Origin of the sequence: Mycobacterium sp. E1214, assembly GCF_001666755.1 — a bacterium.
Classification (GTDB): Bacteria; Actinomycetota; Actinomycetes; order Mycobacteriales; family Mycobacteriaceae; genus Mycobacterium.
Window position 1 is genome coordinate 1 of sequence record NZ_LZJC01000031.1, and the last position, 21753, is coordinate 21753.

At 69.1% G+C, this 21753-nt stretch carries 26 protein-coding genes and 1 tRNA gene; 15 read left to right on the forward strand and 12 right to left on the reverse strand.

Features of this window, described 5'->3' with window-relative positions; genetic code table 11:
- The first annotated feature begins 202 nt into the window (after window positions 1-202).
- Window positions 203-1222: an LpqN/LpqT family lipoprotein gene (locus A5700_RS27350; RefSeq protein WP_082966215.1), complete on the forward strand. Its 1020-nt coding sequence runs from the start codon at window positions 203-205 to the stop codon at window positions 1220-1222.
- A gap of 60 nt (window positions 1223-1282) precedes the next feature.
- Entirely contained in the window at window positions 1283-1624 is a 342-nt protein-coding gene (locus A5700_RS04020) for a hypothetical protein (RefSeq protein WP_068070769.1), read from the forward strand.
- Between the two features lie 22 nt (window positions 1625-1646).
- Here A5700_RS04020 and A5700_RS04025 read toward each other — a convergent pair whose 3' ends face one another.
- The gene (locus tag A5700_RS04025; RefSeq protein ID WP_068070771.1) at window positions 1647-2249 is read right to left on the reverse strand and encodes a YqgE/AlgH family protein; all 603 of its coding nucleotides are present in this window, start codon (window positions 2247-2249) and stop codon (window positions 1647-1649) included.
- A gap of 146 nt (window positions 2250-2395) precedes the next feature.
- Here A5700_RS04025 and A5700_RS04030 point away from each other — a divergent pair, with 146 nt between their 5' ends.
- Together A5700_RS04030 and A5700_RS04035 are read left to right on the forward strand one after the other, a co-directional pair.
- Window positions 2396-3682, forward strand: a complete 1287-nt coding sequence (locus tag A5700_RS04030) for an MFS transporter (protein WP_068070772.1) — start codon at window positions 2396-2398, stop codon at window positions 3680-3682.
- 62 nt (window positions 3683-3744) lie between these two features.
- Entirely contained in the window at window positions 3745-4500 is a 756-nt protein-coding gene (locus A5700_RS04035; RefSeq protein WP_369828219.1) for a TIGR03084 family metal-binding protein, read from the forward strand.
- Between the two features lie 68 nt (window positions 4501-4568).
- Here A5700_RS04035 and A5700_RS04040 read toward each other — a convergent pair whose 3' ends face one another.
- Entirely contained in the window at window positions 4569-4886 is a 318-nt protein-coding gene (locus A5700_RS04040) for a DUF2710 family protein (RefSeq protein ID WP_068070773.1), read from the reverse strand.
- A gap of 91 nt (window positions 4887-4977) precedes the next feature.
- Complete coding sequence (locus tag A5700_RS04045; RefSeq protein ID WP_068070777.1) at window positions 4978-6804, reverse strand: DUF5632 domain-containing protein; 1827 nt, start codon at window positions 6802-6804, stop codon at window positions 4978-4980.
- Between the two features lie 83 nt (window positions 6805-6887).
- Here A5700_RS04045 and A5700_RS26490 point away from each other — a divergent pair, with 83 nt between their 5' ends.
- Window positions 6888-7031, forward strand: a complete 144-nt coding sequence (locus A5700_RS26490) for a hypothetical protein (RefSeq protein WP_197502855.1) — start codon at window positions 6888-6890, stop codon at window positions 7029-7031.
- A 19-nt stretch (window positions 7032-7050) separates the two neighbouring features.
- Here A5700_RS26490 and A5700_RS04050 read toward each other — a convergent pair whose 3' ends face one another.
- The 6 genes from A5700_RS04050 to A5700_RS04075 all read right to left on the reverse strand — a co-directional run bounded on the left by A5700_RS04050 (window position 7051) and on the right by A5700_RS04075 (window position 11290).
- A complete protein-coding gene (locus A5700_RS04050; RefSeq protein ID WP_068070779.1) occupies window positions 7051-7371 on the reverse strand; it encodes a DUF2694 family protein in 321 nt (106 codons plus the stop codon).
- Window positions 7368-7685: an ESX-1 secretion-associated protein gene (locus A5700_RS04055; protein WP_068070781.1), complete on the reverse strand. Its 318-nt coding sequence runs from the start codon at window positions 7683-7685 to the stop codon at window positions 7368-7370. The genes A5700_RS04050 and A5700_RS04055 overlap by 4 nt, the downstream gene beginning before the upstream one ends.
- Before the next feature lie 48 nt (window positions 7686-7733).
- Entirely contained in the window at window positions 7734-9149 is a 1416-nt protein-coding gene (locus A5700_RS04060) for a DUF4226 domain-containing protein (RefSeq protein WP_068070783.1), read from the reverse strand.
- Between the two features lie 141 nt (window positions 9150-9290).
- Window positions 9291-9656, reverse strand: coding sequence for a DUF4226 domain-containing protein (locus A5700_RS04065; protein WP_068070785.1), 366 nt, complete (start codon window positions 9654-9656; stop codon window positions 9291-9293).
- Between the two features lie 48 nt (window positions 9657-9704).
- Window positions 9705-10514 carry a C40 family peptidase gene (locus tag A5700_RS04070; RefSeq protein WP_068070787.1) on the reverse strand — a complete coding sequence of 270 codons (810 nt, stop codon included), beginning with the start codon at window positions 10512-10514 and terminating at the stop codon, window positions 9705-9707.
- Window positions 10511-11290 carry a helix-turn-helix domain-containing protein gene (locus A5700_RS04075; protein WP_068070790.1) on the reverse strand — a complete coding sequence of 260 codons (780 nt, stop codon included), beginning with the start codon at window positions 11288-11290 and terminating at the stop codon, window positions 10511-10513. Before A5700_RS04075 ends, A5700_RS04070 begins: the two co-directional genes overlap by 4 nt.
- Before the next feature lie 143 nt (window positions 11291-11433).
- Here A5700_RS04075 and A5700_RS04080 point away from each other — a divergent pair, with 143 nt between their 5' ends.
- The 4 genes from A5700_RS04080 to A5700_RS04095 all read left to right on the forward strand — a co-directional run bounded on the left by A5700_RS04080 (window position 11434) and on the right by A5700_RS04095 (window position 14644).
- The gene (locus tag A5700_RS04080; RefSeq protein WP_068070792.1) at window positions 11434-11850 is read left to right on the forward strand and encodes a WhiB family transcriptional regulator; all 417 of its coding nucleotides are present in this window, start codon (window positions 11434-11436) and stop codon (window positions 11848-11850) included.
- A gap of 92 nt (window positions 11851-11942) precedes the next feature.
- On the forward strand, window positions 11943-13325 hold the full coding sequence (locus tag A5700_RS04085) for an acyl-CoA dehydrogenase family protein (RefSeq protein ID WP_068070794.1): 1383 nt from the start codon (window positions 11943-11945) through the stop codon (window positions 13323-13325).
- Window positions 13326-13338: 13 nt separating this feature from the next.
- Window positions 13339-14328, forward strand: a complete 990-nt coding sequence (locus A5700_RS04090; protein ID WP_068070796.1) for a pirin family protein — start codon at window positions 13339-13341, stop codon at window positions 14326-14328.
- Complete coding sequence (locus tag A5700_RS04095) at window positions 14315-14644, forward strand: GNAT family N-acetyltransferase (RefSeq protein ID WP_068070797.1); 330 nt, start codon at window positions 14315-14317, stop codon at window positions 14642-14644. The genes A5700_RS04090 and A5700_RS04095 overlap by 14 nt, the downstream gene beginning before the upstream one ends.
- A 30-nt stretch (window positions 14645-14674) precedes the next feature.
- Here A5700_RS04095 and A5700_RS26835 read toward each other — a convergent pair whose 3' ends face one another.
- Window positions 14675-15160: a hypothetical protein gene (locus tag A5700_RS26835; RefSeq protein ID WP_231973817.1), complete on the reverse strand. Its 486-nt coding sequence runs from the start codon at window positions 15158-15160 to the stop codon at window positions 14675-14677.
- Between the two features lie 262 nt (window positions 15161-15422).
- Here A5700_RS26835 and A5700_RS04105 point away from each other — a divergent pair, with 262 nt between their 5' ends.
- Both A5700_RS04105 and A5700_RS04110 read left to right on the forward strand, forming a co-directional pair.
- A complete protein-coding gene (locus A5700_RS04105) occupies window positions 15423-15935 on the forward strand; it encodes a DinB family protein (RefSeq protein WP_082960522.1) in 513 nt (170 codons plus the stop codon).
- A 42-nt stretch (window positions 15936-15977) separates the two neighbouring features.
- Window positions 15978-16568, forward strand: coding sequence for a DJ-1/PfpI family protein (locus tag A5700_RS04110; RefSeq protein ID WP_068070798.1), 591 nt, complete (start codon window positions 15978-15980; stop codon window positions 16566-16568).
- Between the two features lie 57 nt (window positions 16569-16625).
- Here the strand turns inward: A5700_RS04110 and A5700_RS04115 are convergent, their stop codons facing one another.
- Window positions 16626-17000, reverse strand: coding sequence for a hypothetical protein (locus A5700_RS04115; protein ID WP_068070800.1), 375 nt, complete (start codon window positions 16998-17000; stop codon window positions 16626-16628).
- A gap of 106 nt (window positions 17001-17106) precedes the next feature.
- On the opposite strand from A5700_RS04115, the gene A5700_RS04120 reads away from it, so the two are divergent.
- Entirely contained in the window at window positions 17107-17973 is an 867-nt protein-coding gene (locus A5700_RS04120; RefSeq protein ID WP_156671069.1) for a hypothetical protein, read from the forward strand.
- A 96-nt stretch (window positions 17974-18069) separates the two neighbouring features.
- Here the strand turns inward: A5700_RS04120 and A5700_RS04125 are convergent.
- Window positions 18070-18152 (reverse strand) — tRNA-Leu (locus A5700_RS04125).
- A gap of 215 nt (window positions 18153-18367) precedes the next feature.
- Between A5700_RS04125 and A5700_RS04130 the strand changes: the two genes are divergently transcribed.
- The 3 genes from A5700_RS04130 to A5700_RS04140 form a co-directional block, all read left to right on the forward strand.
- Window positions 18368-20065, forward strand: a complete 1698-nt coding sequence (locus tag A5700_RS04130) for a DUF3662 and FHA domain-containing protein (RefSeq protein WP_068070804.1) — start codon at window positions 18368-18370, stop codon at window positions 20063-20065.
- A 125-nt stretch (window positions 20066-20190) separates the two neighbouring features.
- Window positions 20191-20658: an FHA domain-containing protein gene (locus A5700_RS04135; RefSeq protein ID WP_068070806.1), complete on the forward strand. Its 468-nt coding sequence runs from the start codon at window positions 20191-20193 to the stop codon at window positions 20656-20658.
- Window positions 20659-20755: 97 nt separating this feature from the next.
- Window positions 20756-21753 (forward strand): PP2C family serine/threonine-protein phosphatase (locus tag A5700_RS04140; protein ID WP_068070808.1); only part of this gene is annotated, 998 nt, incomplete at its 3' end.

The window sequence follows — 21753 nt, forward strand, 5'->3', positions numbered from 1 at the left end:
GGCGCCTTGTGCTCATCGCCGCGATCGGGACGATCCTGGCCGTGCGCGCCGGGGACATGCCGTTGCTGCTGGGGCGGGCGGGGCGACGAGATAGTGGCTCGGCGGCACCAGCTCGGGTCCGAGGTTCTGCGGTGCCGGCGCCGGCACGGCGGGGGCGGGTGCCGGCGCGGGTGGCAGCGGGTCCGCCGAGGCGGCGCCGCCCGTGGCAATCGCACAGCCGATCAGGCCGGCGATCAGGCCCCCCAGGACGACCCGGGGCGCGGGCACGATCTCTTTCATCTGCGTCGGTCCTTTCACAGGCTCGATACCAGAAGCCGTCGATAGAGGCCGACTGTACCTGCAGTCCAAAGGCGTCAAGCTCGAGGCGCAGAAGCCGCAGGGCTTCAAGGCGCTCGACATCACGTTGCCGGTTCCCGCTCGCTGGACCCAGGTGCCCGACCCGAACGTGCCCGACGCGTTCGCGGTGATCGCCGACCGTCAGGGCAGCAGCATCTATACATCCAACGCCCAGGTGGTGGTGTACAAGCTGGTCGGTGACGTCGACCCCCGCGACGCGATCACGCACGGTTATGTCGACAGCCAGAAGCTACTGGCGTGGCAACCGACCAACGCGTCGATGGCGGATTTCGGCGGCTTCCCGTCCTCGGTGGTCGAGGGCACCTACCGCGACGGTGACGTGACGCTCAACACCTCCCGTCGCCACGTCATCGCCACGTCGGGGCGCGACAAGTACCTGGTGTCGCTGTCGGTGACCACCGACCGCGCTGTCGCGATCTCCGATGCCCCGGCCACCAACGCGATCATCAACGGCTTCCGGGTGACCGCGCCCGGTGCGCCGGCCGCCCAGTCGCCGGCCGCGTCGCCGGTCGGCCTGCCCGCCACGCAACCCCCGGCCGCCGCTCAGCCGCCGGCCGCCACCCCCGCCGGGGCGCCCGCCAAACTCCCCGCGGGCATTCAGGCCGCGGCGCCGGCGGCGGCTCCCGTCCCCGTCGCGGCGCCCCCGCAGGTCCCCGTCGCCGCGCCCGCAACGGCTCCCGCGCAAGTCCCGAGCCCCGCGCAGATTCCCGGCGTGGCTCCCGCGGCCGCCGCGCAGGTTCCCGGCGCAACACCGGCCACCGTTCCCGCGCAGACGCCGCTGGCGAACCAGCAGCGCACACCCAATCTGCTCGCGCTGGTCCCCGGCCTGCCCCCGCTGCCCAACTTCTCCTTCCTGCAGCACTGACGCGCGGGCACCCGCCGAGCCCGATGCGCGGATCGGCATCCGGGCTCGTATTGTGAGGCCATGCTGATTGCGGGCGTGCTGTGCATGTGTGCGGCGGTCGCCTCGGCCGGGTTCGGGACCTGGTCGCTGGCGCATCACCAGAACATCGGCCCTACCGCGGTGGTGTTGCGCGCCATGGCGCCGACGCAGCTGGCGGCGGCGGTGATGCTCGCTGCAGGCGGCCTGGTCGCGCTGGCCGCGGCCCCGCGCACCGCGCTGGTCGTGCTCGTCGTGTGCGTGATCGGCGCATTCGGCACGTTGGCCGCCGGCTCTTGGCAGACCGCCCGCTTCGCGGTGCGTCAGGAGGCGACGGCGCCGGCGTGCGCCGGCAGCTGCGTGGGCTGCACACAGACCTGCCACTGAAGCGTCGGACGGGATCCCCGACCTAGTTGCGGCTGAGGTCGATCGGGTGGGTCGCCAGTAACGACAACGGCAGCGGCTGGCGCCTCAGCACGTCGCCCCACAGGTCCGACCGGGGCCCGACCAAGACGTCGGACGGCAACGCGGACAACACAATCCAGTCGTCGCGTTCGATCTCGCCTTCGAGCTGCCCGATGGTCCAGCCCGAATAGCCCGCGAAGATCCGCACCCCTTCGACCAGCGGAGCGAGCGAGTCGGGGTCGGCGTCGAGATCCACCATCACCACTCGGCCGTCCACATGCCGAAGACCCGGGACCCCTTGCGGGTCGGCGCCGATGCGCAGCGTCGCCAGGCACAACGCGGCGTCACGCTTCACCGGCCCCCCGATGAACATCGTCTTGGGTTTGGCGGCCAGCTTGGCCCACTGCGGCAGCACGTTGTAAACGGCCGTCTCGCTGGCGCGGTTGAGCACGACGCCCAGCGTGCCCCCGTCGTTGTGCTCGACGATGTAGATCACGCTGCGACGGAACGTCGGTTCCAGGAGGTCGGTGTTGGCCAGCAGCAAAGTCCCCGCGCGCACCCGCTGCGCGGCCGGCGCGACATAGTCCTCTGGGTCTTCGGGCGGCACTCCCCCATCATCGCATCCGGTCCATCGTCGGCCAGGGCAATCGAGCGCGGGCCGCGATTTTTTGTACTGTTGTCAGGGCGGCTCTGACCGCGCGAGTCCGCCAGCCCTCCCACTCATCGGAAGTCGGTTCGTTGATCCCCACCCGGATGCAGTCCAGCGCACCCGTCGCCGTCTGGCGCACGGTGCGCGCCTTGCCGGATTTTTCGCGTCTGCTGCAGGTGCGGATGGCGAGTCAGTTCGGCGACGGCCTGTTTCAGGCGGGGCTGGCCGGTGCGCTGTTGTTCAACCCGGACCGGGCGGCCGATCCCCTCTCGATTGCCCGGGCTTTCGCGGTGTTGTTCCTGCCCTACTCGTTGCTGGGGCCGTTCGCCGGGGCGCTGATGGACCGCTGGGATCGGCGGTTGGTGCTCGTCGGCGCCAACATCGGGCGCCTTGTGCTCATCGCCGCGATCGGGACGATCCTGGCCGTGCGCGCCGGGGACATGCCGTTGCTGCTGGCGGCGTTGGTCGCCAACGGCTTGGCGCGGTTCGTCGGGTCCGGGCTGTCGGCGTCGCTGCCGCACGTGGTCCCGCGCGAACAGGTGGTCACGATGAACGCGGTGGCCATGGCCGCCGGCGCCATCGCGGCGTTCTTCGGCGCCAATTTCATGCTGATCCCGCGGTACCTGTTGGGCGCCGGCGATCAGGGCGCCTCGGCCATCATTTTCCTCACCGCGATCCCGGTGGCGCTCGCGTTGCTGCTGTCGTACCGATTCGGTTCGCACGTGTTGGGTCCGGACGACACCCGGCGAGCGATCCACGGGCCGGCGAGCTACGCCGTGCTGACCGGGTGGCTGCACGGGGTGCGCACGGTGGCCCAGCGCCCGACCGTCGCCGCCACGCTGTCCGGGCTTGCGGTGCACCGGATGGTGGTCGGGATCAATTCGCTGCTGATTCTGCTGCTGGTTCACCACCTGCCGAACCCACAAACCGGGGGATTTGGCACCGCGCTGCTGTTCTTCGCCGCCGCGGGCCTCGGCGCATTCCTGGGCAACCTGGTGACGCCGCCGGCGATCCGGCGGTGGGGTCGTTACGCGACGGCCAACGGCGCGCTGTTGCTGTCGGCGGTCGTGGAGGTGGCCGGCGCCCACCTCGTCATCCCGGTGATGGTGGCGTGCGGCTTTCTGCTCGGTGTGACGGGGCAGACGGTCAAGCTCTGCGCCGACTCCGCCATGCAGATGGACGTCGACGACGCCCTGCGCGGCCACGTCTTCGCAGTGCAGGACGCGGTGTTCTGGGTGGCGTTCATCCTTGCGATCACGGTGGCCGCGTTCCTGATCCCCGACGACGGGCGCGCGCCAGCGTTCGCCCTGTTCGGGTCGGTGCTGTACGTGGTGGGGCTGGTCGTCCACAGCGTCGTCGGCCGGCGCGGGGAGCAGGGCACCGATCGCTAAGGTGCGTACATGACGACGCCTGCAACCCCTTGCCGGAGACGGCGGTGAGCGGTCCCGCGCCCATGGTGGCCGACCTGCGCGCGGAGAGTGCGGACCTCGACGCGCTGGTCGCCCCGTTGCCGGCGCAACGGTGGGCCGACGCGACGCCCGCGCCCGGGTGGACCATTGCGCACCAAATCGGGCATCTGCTGTGGACGGATCGGGTCGCCCTCACCGCGGTAACCGACGAGGCCGGGTTCGCCCGGGTGCTGCAGGGGGCGGCTGACAATCCGGCAGGGTTCGTCGACGCCGGCGCCGAGGAGCTGGCGGCGCTGCCGTCGGCGGAGTTGCTGGCCGAGTGGCGGTCGACCCGCGACCGGTTGCACGAAGCGCTGCTGACGGTCCCCGCCGGGCGCAAGCTTCCGTGGTTCGGGCCGCCGATGAGCGCGGCCTCGATGGCCACCGCGCGGCTGATGGAGACGTGGGCGCATGGCCTCGATGTCGCGGACGCCCTCGGCGTCAGACGAGTCGCGACCGAGCGGCTGCGGTCGATCGCGCACCTGGGCGTGCGGACCCGCGACTACGCGTACGCCGTCAACAACCTGGCCCCGCCGGCCGAACCGTTTCTGGTGGAGTTGCGTGGCCCGAGCGGCGATCTCTGGACCTGGGGACCACCGGACGGCGATCAGCGCGTGACGGGATCCGCCGAGGACTTCTGTTTTCTGGTGACGCAACGGCGGCCGCTGCGCGAGTTGGACGTCGCGGCGGAGGGGGCCGACGCGCGGCGGTGGTTGGAGATCGCGCAGGCGTTCGCGGGGCCGCCCGGCGCCGGGCGATGAGCGCGCGCAGCGCGCGAAGAGAGCCGGCGCCACAGCACCAAGCGCCGGGCGATGAGCGCGCGCAGCGCCTAGTGCAGCGGGCCGCCGTAACTGGCGCGGTTTTCCGCCTCGGCTTCCTCGCGCAGCGCGGTAATCGCCAGGTTGAGCCGATCGGCAAGCTCGCCGTGCCCGTAGGCGGTCATCACGCCGGGGTGCAACGTGAGATTGAGGAGCCGGCCGTCGGAGTTGGCGACGGCGGTGATGTCACCCAGGTCGACGCTGTAGGTGACGGCCTCCGCCTGGGCCACCAGGGCTTCCCACTTGTCGGCCGCCTCGCTGAGCTCTCGGAGCACCGATTCCACGAGGTCTTTGTCGCTGAGATTCGCGCGCCTGCCCGAACCTGACACCGTGTCAGTATCGTCGCCCTGTTGGAACAGCGTCAATTCGTGACTTTGGGGCTGTGGGCCCCGAGGGTGCGGCGGCGCTGACGCCCGCCGGTCACGAGGCCGGTGCCGCGAGCTTCTGGTACCAGGCCAGGTGGTAGTTGGCCGAGACGGTGTCACCGCTGGCGATGCCTTCGGTGGCGGCCATCAGCAGGCACTTGTGCAACAACGCCTGGTCGACGCGGGTTTGCTGGATCAGCAGTTGGTAGCGCGCTGTGTCGAGGTGCACCCGCAGCACGTCGACCTCCTGGTCGACCACGGCGACGCCCGCGGCCGCGGCGTCGGCCAGCCGCTGCACGATGCGCGGCAATCCCTCGTGCCGCCGGATGGCGCCGCTCAGCGCTCCGGCCAGATCGTCGATGACGGGCAACCGGCGCGCTTCCAGCGAGGACTTGGTCGTCGCGAAACCGGCCGAACGCCGCAACGAGTCCCCGGGCGCGTAAGTCACCACGTGCGGCGCGTCGCCGATCAGCGCCGCCACCTTGGCGGTGCGCCGCTCGGGCTCGAGCAGTCGCACGCCGTCGGGCAAGGTGATGCCCGACGGTATCCATCCGTGGGCGAGGTCCGTGACCAGCACGGTTGTGCCGTCCGCGCGTTGACCCACCGCCCAACTCAGGCGGGGTTCCTGCCGGACGACGAACTCGAGGAGCCGGTTGAGCCGGTCGGCATCGAATGTCGTTGACGGCGAGCGCTTTTCGATGGGCGGTCGGGCGCTGGGTTGTGTCGCCGGCGCCTCCTGCCGGGCGGCCTCTGGGGGGCCGGGCGGGGGTGGCTGGGCGCCGGCAGCCGGTTCCGCGACTCGAGGTGGCGCGGCAACGGGTTCCTTGGCGGGGACCACCGCAGGGATGGCCTCGGTTGCCGGTGACTCGGCCACCGACCCGGCCTCGTCCGGCGACTCCGGCGCGGCCTCCGCCGCGACGACGTGGTGGCGACCGCTGTCGGTGAGTTCCTCGGCGCGACGCGGCGCCGACAACTCCTGCTGGGGCGTCTCGGCCACGGGCTCGACGCTGGACTCCATCGCCAGACCCTGCCTCGGCGGCTCGGCGACGGGCTCCTCGCTGGTTACCGCCGCCGGGAAGACCTCGGTCTCCGCGACATCGGCCTTCTCGGCTTGCACCGCCTGCTCGCCGGAAACCTCGGGCTGGGAGACGTGGTGACGCCCATTGCCGGCGTCCTGCGGAACCTCACCAGCACCCGTCTCCGGCTCGACGACCTGAGGCGGCGGAGCTTCGGTGATCACCGGGATGATCTGCGTCTGGTCGAGGGCCGAGGCCGCCGCGGCGTCGTCGCCCGCGACACCTTGCTCCCTCGACGTCACGGGCGAATCGACCGGTCGCGACTCGGCGGCGTGGTGGCGGCCGTTCGCCTCGGCTTCCGCCGGCGTCGGTTGGTGGGGAAGCGCCCCGGCCGCCGCCTGGGCGAAGGGATTGGTCGTCACGGGAAGGATCTGCGTGCGTTCCAGGTCGGGGCGCGCCGGAGGCTCGACCCGTGGCCGAAGCGGGTGCGGCGGCGGGGGACCGGTCGCTTTAGCCCGCACCGCGTGCAGCTGACGCATCGTCGACTCGACCCGCCGCACAGCGCTGGCGCGGGCCCCGTCGATGACGCGAGCCTCCGCCGCCTGCCGCGCCGGGTCGGGCATGCCGGACCGTTTGAGCATTTTCAGCTCGTCGTTGGCGTCGGAGACGATGCGCCGCAGGTCGGCCTCGAGATATTGTGCGAGGGAAGCGGTTTCGGGGGTGGGATTCGACAGTTCCGCCGGCCACAAGCCACCGACCACCCAAGGGGTGCAATCGATGGGAGAGCTGAAGGCGGGAGTCGCCAGTGACTCCCGGGTAGCTCTCCGGAGGCGCTGGCGCGCCGTCATCCGACCGAAGATCGCCACCCGGCTAAGCGTACCGGTATCCGGTCGACCACTTATGCAGACAGTGAATTGTGCAGCTGCGGGCCCCTGCGTAGCCTGAGGATATGGCCGAATCCGCCTTGCAGCAGCAACTCGACGAAGTGCGGACCCTGCTGGCCCGCGCGCGAGAGTTGTTCGGCCCCAATCCCGTAGAGCCGCCCACCGACATCGCGCCCAACCCCGACGCGGCCAAGGGCTGGCTGCTCTAGGCGAGGGTTCAGACGCCGGTCAGGAGCGCTGGTTCACGCCGTCACGGCGGCGTAGTTTGTGCGCCAACAGCTTTTCGATCGCGGCGTCAAGATCTCGGTTCGTCGGAACCTCCGCGGACGGCGTGTGTCCGGCCGCCACGATCTCGTCCCGAATTTCCAGCAACGCCTTCAGGCACGAGACGTCGGCGGTCAAAAGGATGCCCCGCGCCAGCGTCGCGGCGTCGGTCTCCATGGCTTCCTCGCTGAGCGCGACGCTGTGCATGTAGCCCCCGCGGCAGGACCGAACCAGGATGTGTCCGCTCGGGTGAACGGTGTCGAAAGCGGGGTTGGCGTCGGTCATCGACCGCCGTCGACGATGCCGCGGAACTGCTGCGCCGCGCCCTGCTCGTGCTCTTCCCACAGGGCCGCCGACGCGGTCAGCTTGTCCGCCAGGTCTGCGTGGTCCGAGGCTTGCTGTTCGTAACACTGTCGCCGGAGCTCCAGCAGCTCACGGCCGGCGTCGCGCAGTTCGCCGAAGATCGGGCCGAGCGAATCGAGGCTGTCCTGGATGGCGGCGTGCGAGGACGGGACGGTGCGCAGGTATTCGGAGGTCTCCTGATGATGCGCGGCGGCCTGACGCAAGTGCGCGGGCACCACATGAATCGACTCTGCCATCGGCTTCTCCTGTTCACAGCTGCCGGCCGGGCCGGCGGGTTCACTTTCTCAGGTGGTCGACGAGGTCGCCGGCCGGGTCGGTGTCGGTGCGTCGGGCTTGGCCGGGGCGGTCGCCGGCGCGGCCGGTGCCGGCGGGTGCTCCCAGCCTAGAAAGCTTGGTCCGCTCACGGTGCTGATGTGCTGAATTTGGCCGTCCAGAAGCGCCTTCTCGGGCCCCAGCGCGACGGTGTGCCGATCGGTGAAGATGCCGATATCCCCGGGCGCCAGGCGTGCCGGCTCGATCGGGTTGGCCACCGGCGTTCCGGGGGGCGGAAGGGTCAGTCCTTGCTGTTGAAAGGCCTCGGCGATGGGCGCACCGGCGACGGCGGCCTTGATGGCTGCCGCCAGTTGTGGGCTCGCCGCGGTCACGGTTTCGCCGTCCGGCAGGGCGACGGGCGTGGGACCGACCGGAAGTGTCTCATCCGGCATCGCCGCATCCTCGTCGCTCGGGGCGGCCGGATCCTCGTCGCGGTCTTCGGGCAGATCCGCTTGGTCGGCGTCCGCCGGGGTGTCGTCGTCCACGTCCTCGACCGCGGGCCTGTCATCGCCGAGCGCCGCATCGAAAGGCAGTCCGCCCGCGGGTTCCCACCCGGCCCCGGACGCCGGCAGCCCGCCGAACCCCGGCAGCGATCCGGCCCCGAAGGCGGGCATCGCCGGCGCCGCGGGGGGCAGCGGCGGCGGGCCGGCCGCGGAGCTCGGCGCCCACCCGGGATCGTCGGCGGCCACGTCGTCGCCCAGCAGCGAGTCCAGCAGCGGATCCCACTCGGCGTCGAGATCCTCAGGGGTCGCACCGGCGGTGCCGTCCGCCGGGGCGACGACCCCGTCTGCCACCGGGTGCCCCGTCGCGGTGTCCCGGTCGCCCTTCGACGCGTCGTACAGCGACGTCCAGGCCGCCATGAGCGCCGACTTCGAGGTGTCGTCCAGGCTGGCGTTGAGCACCACCGCGCGGATATCCCTGAGCTTTCCGATCAGAAACCGCTGGAAGTCCCGCGCCCCCGCAGGGGTGTCCAGGTCGGAGCGGCTTTGCACCGCGGTCTCGGTCTCGCGCTGCAGCCGAATGAGCGCGTCCCTGCCGTCGATCGCCTGGAGGTGCGCGTTCAGGATGGCCGACACAACCTGCATGTCGAGCTGCGAGCTCGACGAATTCTGTTGTGCCAGAGCAGCTTCGGCGCGGGCGATGGCCTCGGCGGCCTGCCCTTGTTCGTGGCCGGGTTCGGCGCCCGCCGGCGGGCTCACCGGCGGTGATGCGGCCACCTGCGGTTGGCGGATCTTGCGCAGAATTTCCGCGACGTGGTCGGGGCGGGTCGTCGGGTTCAAGACGGCGGCCACCTCGTCGGGCGCGAGCCCCTTCTGCCAGGCGTTCGGATCACCGGTGCGGTCCCGCACGTCTTTCACCGCGGCGAGCAACTCGTCATACCCCGACATCAGGCCGACAGGCGGTGTGGCGCGAGCGAACTCCGCTGCGCGACGTCCCACGACCCCTCCATGCCCGGCGACAGTACTGCGGCGCGGGCCCAGCGACAATTCAGTACGCCAGTGGCTGTGCGTGGCCAGATGCGCGGCGCTCTACTGGCCGGCCTCGCCCCCGTACTGCGCCCGAAGGGTGTCCAGCGCAGCCTTTTTCGTCCGGCTCAGCTCGCGTGCGTCGGCGACGACCGCGGCGATTTCGCGCTGCTTGGCGAGCAGGAAGCGTTGGAACTCCCGGGCGCCGAGCGGGGTGTCGACGGCGAGGGCCGACCCATGGCCCACCGCGCGCTCGAGCTGCTCGGCGATCGCGTCCAAGCGCCGCAAGCTCTCTCGCGCGTTCGCGTGGGCACTGGCGAGCGCGTCGACCAGCGCGCGGTCGGCATCGGCCGCGTTGTCATGCTGGCTCGCCAGCAACGATTGCTGTGCCTGCACCGCCGCTACCCAGGGCCCGGGTTGTTCCGGCATCGGCTCACCCTATTCCTCGTGCCCGCGCGACCGGGCGGTCGTGGCCGGTCATAACGGCCTACGGATCGCGATGCTATTGCCGAGCCGGCTGATCCGCACCGACGCGCCCGGGTGCGGTGCCTCGATGACCAGGCCGTTGCCCAGGGCGAGCTGCACGTGCCCAGTGTGCGGGAACACGAGGTCACCGGGACGCACCTGCCCGCGCGGTACCGGAATGCCGTCGTGAATCTGCTGATAGGTCGTGCGGTCCAGGCGCACACCTGCCTGGGCGTAACTCCATTGGACGAGCCCAGAACAGTCGAACTGTTCGGGTCCGGTCGCTCCCCACACGTACGGGCGGCCCAGTCGCGACAGCGCCGCGCGGACCGCGACGGCCGCACGGCCGGTCGGAGTCGGCAGCTGGTGCGCCAATTGGTAACGCAGCGACTGTAATTGGGCGTGCCGCCGCCTCGCACGCAGGCGTGCCGACGTGACGTGCGAGTGCTGTGCGCGCAGCCGCGCGATGCGGCGGCGCACCGCTTCGCGCTGTGCCATCGGTGTCGGCGCGTGCGTCGGTGCCTCGGCGCGGGCCGCCGCCACCACGCCCCCGGTCAGGTCGCGGGCCCGCGTTCTGTCGCGCTCGGCGGCGGCGAGGACGCCCGCGAGTGCCGCGTCGGTGTGCTCGGCCGCGGCCAGTCGATGCTGGCCACGCTCGACCGCTCGTGCGTATCTTCCCTGCGCCAGACCGGGGTTGAGGGTGGCCGAGCGCCGCAGCAGACTGCGGTAGCGGGCGGCATCCACCTGCGGACCCGGGCGGATCGAGTTGCCGGCGAAGAGCTGATGAGCCCGCGTCAGCACCTCGACTTCCCCGGGGCTCATCGGGCGGCCTCGCTGTCGTCGCGGTGCTCCCGGCCCGATTCGAAGTCTTCGGTAAAGGCGCGGACGCGGGGCAGGGCGCTCGGGGAGATGGCGCCCCGGTTGCGGATGTCCCACAGGTCGTCGACCTCGACTCCGACCAGCGCGGCGATGATCGCCTCGGGCAGCCCCGAGTGGGCGCAGGCCCGGTCGAAGCGCGCGCTGAGGCTGGTGGGCATGCGCTCCAGGAGCGCGCGGCGGGTCGCCTCGAGGGCTTGCAAGTGCTCCATCAGGCGGTCCGTGGAGTCTCCACCGGCGTTCACGGCCACCCGCCAGGAGCTGGCCGCCAACATCTCCGCCTTCACGCATTGAGCGATCACAGACAGAATATACGTCTCATATTCGTTTGATGTTGTCGCCGGCAGCCGATCGATGACAGATTTGAGGGCGTCGAGCTGCGCCTCGGCGTATCCCTCGAGCACTTCGGTGTCGCTGTGCCGGTCCACCACCACCGGCCCCGCCCGCCGCGCCGGCGGGGGAGCGGGCGGTTGGGCGGCCATGAGGCGGGCCAGTTCCGCATCCGGGTCGGCAGCCACCAGCAGCCGTGAGTAGGTGCCGGGCGGCAGGCCCAGTCCGTTCTCGACCTTCTGAACAGTGCTTTTATGCGGTTTGCGGGCGCCTCGTTCCAGAAAGCTCAGGCCCATGATGCTGACCCCGGTGGCGGCGGCGAGCTCGGCCAGAGACCAATCACGGGACTCGCGCAGCGCACGAATGGCCGCCCCGGCCGATTCACGGCTCACCGCACGCTCCGGCCATAGCCGGATACTACACAGCCCATGTCTCGGTTATGCGTATATACGTTTTTGTCTCCGTTTCGCTTGCGCGCGGGGCTCCACTGTGTATACGCTTTCGCCAACGTTTCACGCCCGACAAGGAGACTGAGATGGGACACCCTTGCGCAGCCAACCCGGAGCTTTGGTTCGGCTACCCCGATGACGACGGTGGGGACGGCGCGGCGAAGGCACGCGCGTATGAGCGGTCGGCGACCGAGGCCCGCCTCCAGTGCCTGCGCCGGTGCCCGCTGGCGCAGCAGCGCAAGTGCGCCCAGCACGCCATTGCCCATCGCGAGGAGTACGGCGTGTGGGCCGGGGTGAAGCTGCCGGGTGGTCAGTACCGCAAGCGCGAGCAGCTTGCCCAGGCGCACGAGGTCCTGCGGCAGATCGCCGCCGGGGAAATCAACGCCCGCCAGTTGCCGGAGAACGCGGCGTTGCTGGCGCGTCACGAGCACGAGAGTCTTCGGGTCGCGGCGGTCGTCCTGCACCTGCCGGTCGCCCAACTCAAGCCTCGTTCGGCCGCCTGACCTGGGTCGCGTAGCGTCCGGCCGTTTGTCTTTGCAGTCGAGGGGGTAGTCGGGGTCGGCAACGATCTGCTTGTCGACTCGAAGGCGCATCAATGACGTTCGACCTGACACCGACGGCCGCCCAGCACGACCTTGCGCGACGCACTCACGAGTTCGCCGAGACCGTCATCCGGCCCGTCGCGTTGCATTACGACCAGCGCCAGGAGTTCCCCTGGCCGGTCCTCGAGGAAGCCGCGCAGCGAGGCTTCTACAGCCCGCTTTTCTACCGCGACCTGATCGGCGACCCGACCGGCATTTCGTTGCCGATGTTCATGGAAGAACTGTTCTGGGGCTGTGCTGGCATCGGTCTGGCGATCGTCATGCCAGCGCTGGCGCTGTCGGCGATCGGCCAAGCGGCGTCCCCGGAGCAGATGCTGGAGTGGGCGCCCGAATGTTTCGGCACGCCGCACGATCTCAAACTTGCCGCGTTGGCCATCTCAGAGCCGGAGGGCGGCAGCGATGTGCGGAACCTGCGCACCCACGCCCGCCGTGACGGTGACGACTGGATCATCAACGGCCACAAGATGTGGATCGGCAACGGCGGCATCGCCAACGTGCACGTCGTCAATGCGGTGGTGGACGAGGAGCTCGGTCACCGCGGCCAAGCGCTGTTCGTGGTGCCCGGCGGCACGCCCGGGCTGAAGCTGGTGCGCAAGCTCGACAAGCTGGGCTGCCGGGCCTCGCACACCGCCGAGTTGCTGTTCGAGGATGTGCGCGTTCCGGGCGCCAATCTTTTGGGTGGTCAGGACAAGCTCGAACACAAGCTCGCGAAGGCCCGCGAGGTGGTGGCCGGCGGAAAGCGTTCGGGCTCGGCAACGTTGGGCACCTTTGAGCAGACCCGGCCCATGGTGGCGGCGCAGGCGATCGGTATTGCGCGTGCCGCCCTCGAATACGCGACGGCCTACGCCACCGAGCGGGAGGCTTTCGGCGGGCCCATTATCGACAACCAAGGCATCGCCTTTCCCCTGGCGGAACTGGCCACCCAGATCGACGCGGCGCGGCTGTTGACGTGGCGCGCGTCGTGGATGGCGGCCAACAACATCCCGTTCGAACGCGGCGAGGGTTCGATGTCAAAGATGGCAGCCAGCGAAGTCGCGGTGAAGGCCACCGAGCGTGCCATTCAGACGCTGGGCGGCTGGGGTTACATCACCGACCATCCGGTGGAGAAGTGGTATCGAGATGCCAAGCTGTACACCATCTTCGAAGGCACCAGTGAGATACAACGGATGGTGATCTCGAATGCGTTGGGCGCGTCGGTGGGCACGCCGCCGCTGCACGTCGTCATCGAGCCGTCCGGCGGGACACTCAACCGGGTCTTCGGGCGCGGTGCCCCGCTGCGCTCCCGCGCCGCCGACAACGCGCTGTCCATGAAGGACAGGGTTCCCGAGCCGGTGATGCGGCTGGCGATGAGGGTCCTACGCCCCCCACGCAAATAGACTCGACCCAATCATGAGCAACCTGGACGCCCAGCCCACGGAGGTCGCGTGCGGGCCCCGGCGGCACGCGGCCAGCGCGGTCCAGGTGCTGCGCGGCCGCGAGGTGCCGTTGGGCGGCCCCCGGGCGATCCGGGTGCGTCGCACCCTGCCACACCGCGACCGCGCGCTGATCGGCGCCTGGTGCTTCATCGACCACTACGGACCGGTGAACGCCCGGATGGACGTCCCGCCCCATCCGCACACGGGATTACAGACGGTCAGCTGGTTGTTTGATGGGGAAGTGGAGCATCGCGACAGCGCCGGGGTGCGAGCGGTCGTACGGCCCGGCGAGCTGAATTTGATGACCGCCGGCGCTGGCATCTGCCATTCCGAAGTGTCAACGCCGTCGGCGGGCGTGCTGCATGGCGCCCAGCTCTGGGTGGCGTTGCCGTCTTCCGACCGCGATGCCGACCGTGGCTTCGCCCACCATGCGCCCACGCCGGTCCGGCTGCGCGGGGCCGTCGCGCGCGTATTCCTCGGCGAGCTGGCCGAAGCCCGTTCTCCGGTACCCACTTTCACACCATTGCTGGGGGCTCAGCTCGACGTCGACCCGGGCGCTGAGCTCGACGTCGAGGTCGATGCGGCGTTCGAACACGGCGTGCTGTGCGATGCAGGGCCGATCGACGTGGAGGGGACCACGCTCGGCGACGGGGACTTGGCGTATCGCGGTCCCGGTGCGCCTCGCTTGCATTTCCACAACGCGGGCGAGCGGCCCGCGCGGGTACTCCTGCTGGGCGGCGCGCCGTTTGATGAGCAGCTCGTGATGTGGTGGAACTTCGTCGGCCGCAGCCACGATGACATCGTCGAGTACCGCCGGTTATGGGAGGACAACGACGACCGCTTTGGTGCCGTCCACGGCTACCGCGGTGCCCTCGAGCGGCTGCCCGCCCCGGCGTTGCCCGCGGGCAGGCTGCGGCCCCGACCGAGTTTTCAACGAAAGGAAGAGACAGATGGCCACCGATAAGACCGGCGCCGAGGCGACCGTCACCGCTGAGAAGGACCGCTACGTCATCGCCGTCGACGACAAACGGGTCGGCCTGGCCGACTTCGCCGACCGGGACAACCAGCGGGTGTTCTACCACACCGAAATCGACCCCGCCTACGGCGGACGCGGCCTGGCCACCATCCTCGTGCAGGAGGCGCTCACCGCCACCCGCAACGAGGGCAAGCGCATCGTCCCGGTCTGCTCGATGATCGGCACGGTGCTGAAGAAACACCCCGAGTACGACGACATCACCGACCCCGTTACGCCCGACGTGCTCCGGTGGGTGAATTCGTAGAAGAATCCGCCAACGAGATGGCTGCGCGACTTACCTTGCTACGGCCGCGATGATGTGTTCGAGTTCCTCGATCGATTTGGCCATGAGGTGACTGAATATGGTCGCGTCGACGACTGACAAGATCGCACAGTCTTCATGCAGACAAATTTTGTATTCGGTGTCGACTTTTGAGACGTCGACGTTGTGGTCAAAGCCTTGACGGGCGAGCATAGCGCCAAGCGGACCCGAGGCGAGGTCGGACCGCGCGGCGGTCGCCCAATTCCAAATGAGGTATTTCTCGGTCAGAGCAAAACTCGATAGTTTGGCGTCATCAACCTTTCGCTGGCCACGATCGTTAACCGTATCGATGGCCCACCATGTGCCATCGAAGCGGAGGTGGACTGAATAGTCGTTGGTCATAAAAGCGACTACGCAGTCGTCACATTCTGTCGTGACGTACGGCTTACCACCGCCCATCGCCGGCGCCCATTTGTACCAGTTGGCCACCAACCGAGAGAAGTCGTCCATCAATGTCACGAAAATCCCCACAGGACTAAAAGGAAGAGCCTTCCCGAGTTGAACACAGGTTAGCTACGGGCGCGTTCACGTCGAATCACCATTGCGACCCATTCACATTGCGTGCTCAGCGGCTCAGCCCAGTGGAACCCGCTGCACCTGGGCGATCTCCGCGCGGCCTGCGATAGCCGGGCCAGCCAATGCGCTGTGCACCGTGCACTGGCCACCACCGGTGCCCCCTCACTCGATCGCCGTCGCGAAAGCGATCTGACACTATGACGCGGTGACAGATCGCTGCGCGGGTTGCGGCTTCACCTACGATCTGACTGCGGCCACCGCTGCCGGCGACGACATCCGGGTTCGCGTGACAGAGATTAGTGAAGTGTTGCGTCGCAACACCATTGACGTGCGTGCGCGGCCGCGCCCCGGCGTGTGGTCACCGCTGGAGTACGCGTGCCACGTGCGGGATGTGCTGCTGGTGCAGCGTGAACGGGTGCTGGCCGCCCGCCGCAGCAGCGGGGCGCGCTGCACTCCGATGGGCCGTGACGAGCGGGCGGACCACGAGGGGTACAACGAGCAAGAGCCGGAGGCCGTCGCCCGACAACTCACCGACGCGGCGAGCTTGTTTGGCAGCGTTCTCGAGCGGCTCGCCGCGGAGGATTGGGACCGCACCGTCATCTACAACTATCCCGAATCCGAGGAGAGGTCGCTGCGCTGGGTGGCCGTCCACACGGTGCATGACGTGCACCATCACCTGCACGACATTCGTCGCCAAGTCGGCGCCGCCGGCTCGTAAAACTGATCGCGCCCGCAGGCGCCCGTGGTGAATGATGACCGCATGGGCAAGCACATCGGGATCGTGTTGTTCGACCAAGCGGAAGAACTGGACGCCATCGGGCCCTGGGAGGTTCTTTCTGCCTGGACGCGAGCCTTCCCAGACGACGGATACGCCGTCGGCTGCCTGTCCCGCGCGGGCGGAATGGTCACGTGCGCAAAGGGATTGGCGGTCCAGGCACATCATTCGTTCGACGACGCGCCGCCGCTGGACGTGCTGATCTACCCCGGCGGCCAGGGCACCCGCCCGCAACTGCAGGACGAGGACCAATTGGAGTGGGTCCGCCGGCAACGCGCGACCGTCCCCCTGATGACGTCGGTGTGCACCGGCTCGCTGGTGTACGCGGCCGCGGGACTGCTTGCGCACCGACCGGCCACCACGCACTGGGCCTCGCTGGACCGGCTGGCCGAGCTCGACCCCACGATCGAGGTGCGCCGCGACGAGCGCTTCGTCGACGACGGCGACACGATCACCGCCTCGGGGGTGTCGGCCGGCATCGACATGGCCTTGCATCTCGTCCGCCGGCTCGCCGGCGCCGAGCGCGCGCGGCAGGTGCGACGCTACATCCAATACGACCCGGCGCCGCCGGTCTGAATTCGCCTGGTGACACGGGCACGGGCTACCCGAGTGGTGCGGGGTGTGGCGGGGGCCTCACAGGTCATCACCATCGTCGGGCAATGCCCGCAGCCACAACCCACCGTCGGTCAGATCCGCCTCAATCCCTGACGGGTCGACCAATTCGAATTGTTCGCGCCCGTAGCGCACGTCGGTTCGCCACGCCGGGTTGAGCAACGGAGACGGAACGGTGAAGGTGGCGTCCACGGTGCGAATCATCGTGGTACCGCCGTCGCGAAGCCGCACGATCGCCTGCAATGCCGACCGATGCTGCGGCGCAATCGGCACTTCACGGAGGGCGTGTGAAGCCTGGCCACGGAAGAACCGGGCGCCGTAGAGATCGGTTTCCGTCACCACGCAGATCGACATGCCTTCGGCGCTGCGCGCCAAATACAGGATCCGCAGCCTCACTCGCGCCTCAATAGCCCTAGGGCGACAACGCCCGATTCGTCCACCACCACAGTTTGTCTTGGCAAAGGCCTCGCAGGCGGGTGTTTCACTTTGTCAGGATGGGATAGTGACGATGCTTCACGGAACATCGGCCACCGTCCTGACGGCCGTCGTGGTCTTGTTCATTGCCGTCACCACGTTGCGGATCCTGCGGAGCCTGGTCCGAAGCGAACGCGCCCGCCGGGAGTACCGCCAAACGGTAATGGCCATGCGCTGGTGGATGATTCCGGCGGCGGTCGGCCAGCTCACTCTGGTCTTTGCTGCCTACCTCGGGCTCGTCCACTTTCTTCCACTGCTCGGCTGGGGATGGTGGCGGATGCTGGGCAACGCCGGCAACGTCGGTCTCGCTCAGACGGGACAGACCGGATTGATCTGGAGAGTGATCGGGTTTGCGGTGCCGATCCTCTTGGCCGCCGCGGTTCCGTGGATGGCGCACGCCGAAGAGTTGGCATTTCGCGCCGGCAGTGAACGGCAAGGGGTCCGTCGAAAAGTGCGGAGGCAGGTCGTTTTCGGGCTCACTCACATGTGGGCGGGAATTCCGATCGGCGCCTGCCTGGCGCTCACCATCAGCGGCCTGTACTTCCTGCTGGTGTACCTACGTGCCCTGGCGTCCCTGGGCCCCGACCTGCAAGCCGCGCGCAACGTGCCGTCGTACGAACGTCTGCCCTCCCCATCGCTACCGGCCGGTGCGGAGGAAGATCCGGAAACGTTGGCCGCCCTGCATACCGAACGGGCACGCGTGCGGCAGGAAAACGACGAGCGGCGCAAGGCATGGGCGGACAAACTCGAGGAGCAGATCTCAGCCAGTTATGACCGGGTCGATCAGGTGAGACGGCGTGCCGTCGCCAAGTCGGCCGCCGCGCACGCGGTAAGCAACTGGTTGCTGATCGTCCTGCTCGTGGCCTTCCTCGCCTGGCGAGAGCTGGCGACCTAGCACGAGCGGTGAAGCCGATCCGCACAAACACGAAAGGTCACGAACCCTTTCGAGTTCGTGACCTTTCGTGTTTGCGGTTCCCAGAACCGCTCACTGTGGGCGAAGGGGGACTTGAACCCCCACGTCCCGAAGGACACTGGCACCTGAAGCCAGCGCGTCTGCCATTCCGCCACTCGCCCGGAAAAACAACCGATGGACCATACCACTCTAGAGGCCGCATTCCCCAACCGTGCTGTCGGGGCCCGACAGCCGCCAACCGGCATTTCACTGCGCCCGAGCGGTTCTCGATATTTCCAGGCCGCCGCCCTGCGCTGGGCCGATACCATGGGCGGGGTGATGCGGGTTTGCCCTCGGCCGGCGATTGGCGGCCACAAGTGCGGGCGAGCGGCTTCGCATGGGTAGCCAACGCGGACTGGCGGCGCGGATCGAACGTCGGCTCGAGGCGACCGTCGACAACGCGTTCGCCCGCGTGTTCGGGGGATCGGTGGTCCCGCAGGAGATCGAGGGCCTGCTGCGCCGCGAGGCGCGCGATGGCGTGCGAAGGTTGCGGGAAAATCTCCTTTTGGCCCCCAACGAATACATCATTACCCTCGGTATGCACGACTTTGAGAAGGTGGGCGCCGACCCTGATCTCACGTCGGGTGCTTTCGCGAGGTACGTGGCTGACTTTATCTCTGAACGGGGGTGGCAAACGTATGGTGATGTGGTCGTCCGGTTCGAGCGGTCACCGGACCTGCGTACCGGCCAGTACCACGCCCGTGGTGCTGTCAACCCTGATGTCGAACCCCGCCCGACGGTCGATGAGCCCGTCCGGCCACAATTACATAACGCGTTCGGCGCAGAACGAGGAGCACCAATGACTGACAACTCGAGCTACCGGCCTCCCGGACCCGGCCGGCCCGGCGACGAGTACTACGACGACCGCTACGGGCGTCCGCAGGACGACGCGCGCGGTGGCCAGGACCCGCACGGGGCGCCCGACCCCCGCGGGGGATACCCCCAGCAAGAGCACGGTGGCTACCCGCAGCAAGAGCAGGGTGGCTACCCGCCGCAGCAGGGTTACCCGCCGCCGCGCCACCCCGAGCAGCAGGGCGGCTACCCCGAGCACGGCGGTTACCAAGGCGGCTACCCCGAGCAGGGCCAAGGCGGCTACTCCGAGCAGCAGCGCGGCTACCAGGGCGGCTACCCCGAGCAACGCGGCTACCCAGACCAGCGCGGCGGCTATGGCGAGCAGGGCCAGGGCGGCTACCCGCAGTCCTACGAGCAGCGTCCGCCCGCGGCGGCCGGCTACGGCGCTCCGCAGGGCGGCCCTCAGGGCTATGACCAGGGCTACCGGCCGGGCGGCGGGTACAACGCCCCGCAGGGCGGGCAGGCCGGCGGCGCGCCGCAGAGCTTCGGCGGCGGCTACGGCGACTACGGACGCGGGCCGACCCGGCAGGACGAGACCGGCTACGCCCCGCAGGAGCAGCGGCCCAGCTATCCCGAGCAGGGCGCCGGCTACGACCAGGGCTATCAGCAGGGCGGGGGATACGGCCGGCAGGACTACCAATCCGGCGAGTACACCCAGTACGCCGAGCATGTCCAGGGCGGCGGGTACGCGCCGCAGGGTGGGGGATATCCCGACGCCGGCAGCCGCGAGTACGACTACGGCCAGCAGCCTGAGTATGGCCAGGCTGAGTACGGCCAGCCCGCCGACTACGGCCAGGCCGCCGAGTACGGGCAGCCCGCCGAGTACGGTCAGGCGGCTGACTACGGCCAGGCCGGCGGTTACGGCGGCTACGGCCAGGGCGGGTACGGCGCCGCGGGTACCTCGGTCACGCTGCAGCTCGACGACGGCAGCGGCCGCACCTACCAGCTGCGCGAGGGCTCCAACATCGTGGGTCGCGGCCAGGACGCCCAGTTCCGGTTGCCCGACACCGGGGTTTCCCGTCGTCATCTGGAGATCCGGTGGGACGGGCAGGTGGCGCTGTTGTCGGATCTGAATTCGACCAACGGCACCACCGTGAACAACGCGCCGGTGCAGGAGTGGCAGCTGGCCGATGGGGACGTGATCCGGCTGGGTCACTCGGAGATCATCGTCCGCATCCACTAAATCGGCTGGGCTCCACGCTGCCGTGCTTCGCCCCGTGTCGACCGCCGTCCAAGTATCGTGACGTTGCTGATGTGCTCGGTGTCACGGGCCTCAGGGATGCAACGCTAGGACGGAAAGGACGCCGGATGCAGGGACTCGTGCTGCAGCTGACGCGTGCCGGATTTTTAATGTTGCTATGGGTATTCATCTGGTCCGTCCTGCGCATCCTGCGGACCGATATCTATGCACCCACCGGCGCCGTCATGGTGCGCCGCGGGTTGGCGTTGCGCAGCACGTTGCTGCCGTCGCGCCAACGCCGGCACACCCCCCGGTATCTGGTGGTGACCGAAGGATCGCTGGCCGGTGCCCGCATCACTCTCAGCGGGCAGCCGGTGCTGATCGGAAGAGCTGACGACTCGACCCTGGTCCTCACCGACGACTACGCCTCCACCCGGCACGCCCGGTTGTCGCAGCGCGGCTCGGAGTGGTACGTCGAAGACCTAGGATCGACCAACGGCACTTACCTTGACAGGGCAAAGGTGACGACTGCGGTAAGAGTTCCCATGGGAACGCCGATACGAATCGGCAAGACGGCGATCGAGTTGCGCCCGTGAGCCACACCAACGACGAGGATGCCGGCGTAGCCGGAGCCGCAGGGGCACGGCCCCACACGGTGTCACCCCTGCCCGTTCGCGGCGGAGCGTGGCGCCCGTGAGCCTGGTTCTGCGCTATGCCGCCCGCAGCGATCGCGGCCTGGTACGCGCCAACAACGAGGACTCGGTCTACGCCGGTGCACGCCTTCTGGCCCTGGCCGACGGCATGGGCGGTCACGCCGCCGGCGAGGTGGCCTCCCAGTTGGTCATCGCGGCGCTCGCCCACCTCGACGACGACGAACCGGGCGGCGACCTGCTCGCGAAGCTCGACAATGCGGTGCGGTCGGGCAACTCGGCGATCGCCGCCCAGGTGGAGGCCGAACCCGAACTGGAAGGCATGGGCACCACGCTCACCGCGATCCTGTTCGCGGGTGACCGCATCGGGTTGGTGCACATCGGCGACTCGCGCGGCTACCTGCTGCGCGACGGGGAGCTGACGCAGATCACCAAGGACGACACCTTCGTGCAGACCTTGGTCGACGAGGGCCGCATTACCCGCGAGGAGGCCCACAGCCACCCCCAGCGGTCGCTGATCATGCGGGCGCTCACCGGCCACGAGGTCGAGCCGACGCTGACCATGCGGGAAGCCCGCGCCGGTGACCGCTACCTGCTGTGTTCCGACGGGCTGTCTGACCCGGTGAGCGACGAGACGATCCTCGAGGCGTTGCAGATCCCCGACGTGGCGGAGGCCGCGTACCGCCTGATCGAGCTGGCGCTGCGCGGCGGTGGCCCGGACAACGTCACCGTGGTCGTCGCCGACGTCGTCGACTACGACTACGGCCAGACCCAGCCGATCCTGGCCGGCGCGGTGTCGGGCGACGAAGACCAGATGACGCTGCCCAACACCTCGGCCGGTCGCGCCTCGGCCATCCGCAACCGCGCGGAGCCCGTCAAACGTGTTGCGCCGCAACCGGAACCGCCGAGCCGGCCGCGATGGTCGCGGCAGCGGATGATCCTCGCCGTGGCCCTGGCCGTCGCGCTGGTGTGCACGGGCCTGGCCATCGGGTGGTGGGTCATCCAGCGCAACTATTACGTCGCCGAATACAACGGCCGGGT

What these genes read in the sequence shown, in the direction of transcription:
- A5700_RS04020 (WP_068070769.1), top strand. Translation starts at nt 1,283, where the DNA reads ATGCTGATTGCGGGCGTGCTGTGCATGTGTGCGGCGGTCGCCTCGGCC.
- A5700_RS04030 (WP_068070772.1), top strand. Translation starts at nt 2,396, where the DNA reads ATGCAGTCCAGCGCACCCGTCGCCGTCTGGCGCACGGTGCGCGCCTTG.
- A5700_RS04035 (WP_369828219.1), top strand. Translation starts at nt 3,745, where the DNA reads ATGGTGGCCGACCTGCGCGCGGAGAGTGCGGACCTCGACGCGCTGGTC.
- A5700_RS26490 (WP_197502855.1), top strand. Translation starts at nt 6,888, where the DNA reads ATGGCCGAATCCGCCTTGCAGCAGCAACTCGACGAAGTGCGGACCCTG.
- A5700_RS04050 (WP_068070779.1), bottom strand. Translation starts at nt 7,371, where the DNA reads ATGACCGACGCCAACCCCGCTTTCGACACCGTTCACCCGAGCGGACAC.
- A5700_RS04055 (WP_068070781.1), bottom strand. Translation starts at nt 7,685, where the DNA reads ATGGCAGAGTCGATTCATGTGGTGCCCGCGCACTTGCGTCAGGCCGCC.
- A5700_RS04060 (WP_068070783.1), bottom strand. Translation starts at nt 9,149, where the DNA reads ATGTCGGGGTATGACGAGTTGCTCGCCGCGGTGAAAGACGTGCGGGAC.
- A5700_RS04065 (WP_068070785.1), bottom strand. Translation starts at nt 9,656, where the DNA reads ATGCCGGAACAACCCGGGCCCTGGGTAGCGGCGGTGCAGGCACAGCAA.
- A5700_RS04070 (WP_068070787.1), bottom strand. Translation starts at nt 10,514, where the DNA reads ATGAGCCCCGGGGAAGTCGAGGTGCTGACGCGGGCTCATCAGCTCTTC.
- A5700_RS04080 (WP_068070792.1), top strand. Translation starts at nt 11,434, where the DNA reads ATGGGACACCCTTGCGCAGCCAACCCGGAGCTTTGGTTCGGCTACCCC.
- A5700_RS04085 (WP_068070794.1), top strand. Translation starts at nt 11,943, where the DNA reads ATGACGTTCGACCTGACACCGACGGCCGCCCAGCACGACCTTGCGCGA.
- A5700_RS04090 (WP_068070796.1), top strand. Translation starts at nt 13,339, where the DNA reads ATGAGCAACCTGGACGCCCAGCCCACGGAGGTCGCGTGCGGGCCCCGG.
- A5700_RS04095 (WP_068070797.1), top strand. Translation starts at nt 14,315, where the DNA reads ATGGCCACCGATAAGACCGGCGCCGAGGCGACCGTCACCGCTGAGAAG.
- A5700_RS04110 (WP_068070798.1), top strand. Translation starts at nt 15,978, where the DNA reads ATGGGCAAGCACATCGGGATCGTGTTGTTCGACCAAGCGGAAGAACTG.
- A5700_RS04130 (WP_068070804.1), top strand. Translation starts at nt 18,368, where the DNA reads ATGGGTAGCCAACGCGGACTGGCGGCGCGGATCGAACGTCGGCTCGAG.
- A5700_RS04135 (WP_068070806.1), top strand. Translation starts at nt 20,191, where the DNA reads ATGCAGGGACTCGTGCTGCAGCTGACGCGTGCCGGATTTTTAATGTTG.